Raw genomic sequence first — 1,703 nt, forward strand, 5'->3', positions numbered from 1 at the left:
GCCGAGGTCGAAGAAGCTGTCCTCGACGCCGACCGAGGGCAGGCCGAGGACTTCGGCGAAGACGGTGCAGAGCAGTTCTTCGCGCAGGGTGGCGGCCGCGCGGCCGGCGCCGGTCGAGTAGGTGGGGACCGGCAGGGCCCGGCGGTCGAGCTTGCCGTTGGCCGTCAGCGGCAGGGACTCCAGCACCACCACGGCCGACGGCACCATGTACTCCGGCAGCCGCTCCGCAGCCGCCGCGCGGGCCTGTGCCGGCAGCCCGGCTTCGTCGGTGTCAGGGGTGGGGACGAGGTAGGCGACGAGGCGCTTGTCGCCGGGGGTGTCCTCGCGGACGAGGACGGCGGTCTGGGCGACGGCGGGGTGGGCGGCGAGGACAGCCTGGATCTCGCCGGGTTCGATGCGGAAGCCGCGGATCTTGACCTGGTCGTCGGTGCGGCCGACGAACTCCAGTTCTCCGCCGGTGGTCCAGCGCACCATGTCGCCGGTGCGGTACATGCGGCGGCCGGGTTCGCCGTAGGGGCAGGCGACGAAGCGTTCGGCGGTCAGGCCGGGACGACCCAGGTAGCCGCGCGCCAACTGGGGGCCCGCGATGTACAGCTCCCCGGCCACGCGCGGCGGGACCGGACGCAGCGCGGCGTCCAGGACGAAGAACCGGGTGTTGTGGACCGGCCGCCCGAGCGGCACCGTCGCCGTGGACGCCGTCGGATCCCCGGTGGCGGAGGCGATCTGGACGGTCGTCTCGGTAGGGCCATAGAGGTTGGTGACCGGGACGTTCCAGCTGTCCGTGATCCGCCGCGTGAGGTCCGCGCTCAGCGGCTCACCGCCGGAGAACAGCCGCCGCAGCGAGCCGATCCGACCCTCGTCGAGGAGCGTGGCGAGCTGGGACGGGACGAACTGGGCGACGGTCACCCGGTGTTCGGCGGCGTAGCGGAGGAGTGCGCGCGGGTCGCCGCCGAGGCCGTCGGGAGTCAGACAGACGGCAGCACCGGAAGCCAGCGGGTGCCACAGCTCCCACACCGACGCGTCGAAGGCCGTGGAGGTGCGGGCCAGCACGACGTCGTCGGGGGCGAGCCCGTGGTCGGCGGCCAGCCACGCCAACTGGTTGGCGAGGCCGGCGTGGTGCACCACGACCGCCTTGGGGCGTCCGGTGGAGCCGGAGGTGTAGATCACGTACGCGGGATGCGTCGGCAGCAGGGGCGTCGTCCGGTCGGTGTCCGCCACCGGGTCGCCGGACTGCTCGGTGAGGGCCGCGGTCGCCTCCGGCCCGTCGAGCACCAGCCGGGGCACTGTGGTGCCGTCCGGTACAGCGGTGCTCGCCGCCGAGGTGATCACCAGGCTCGGCCGGGCGTCGTCCAGTTGGAAGGCGATCCGGGCGGCCGGGTGAGCCAGGTCCAGCGGCAGGTAGGCCGCTCCGCTCTTCAGCACCGCCAGCATCGCGGTGAGCAGGTCGACAGAGCGCGGCAGCGCCAGCGCGACCAGGCTCTCCGGTCCGATGCCGGCGGCGATCAGGCGGTGGGCGAGGCGGTTGCTGCGGATGTCGAGGTCGGCGTAGCTGAGGCGCTGTGCGCCGAAGACCACGGCTTCGGCCTGTGGGTGGCGGGCTGCCTGGGCCTGGAAGAGCTGCGGCAGGGTGGCCGGGGTCGTCGGCAGGGCGGTGTCGTTCCAGGTGGTGAGGATCCGGTGGCGTTCCTCGGTGTCGAGGACGT

Annotated in this window: 1 protein-coding gene; it reads right to left on the reverse strand. The window is 73.4% G+C overall.

What is annotated here, in order from left to right:
- A partial coding sequence (locus AB0D10_RS46280; protein ID WP_360269135.1) for an amino acid adenylation domain-containing protein occupies positions 1-1,703 on the reverse strand: 1,703 nt, incomplete at both ends.

The organism is Kitasatospora sp. NPDC048545, assembly GCF_040651155.1.
Lineage (GTDB): Bacteria > Actinomycetota > Actinomycetes > Streptomycetales > Streptomycetaceae > Kitasatospora.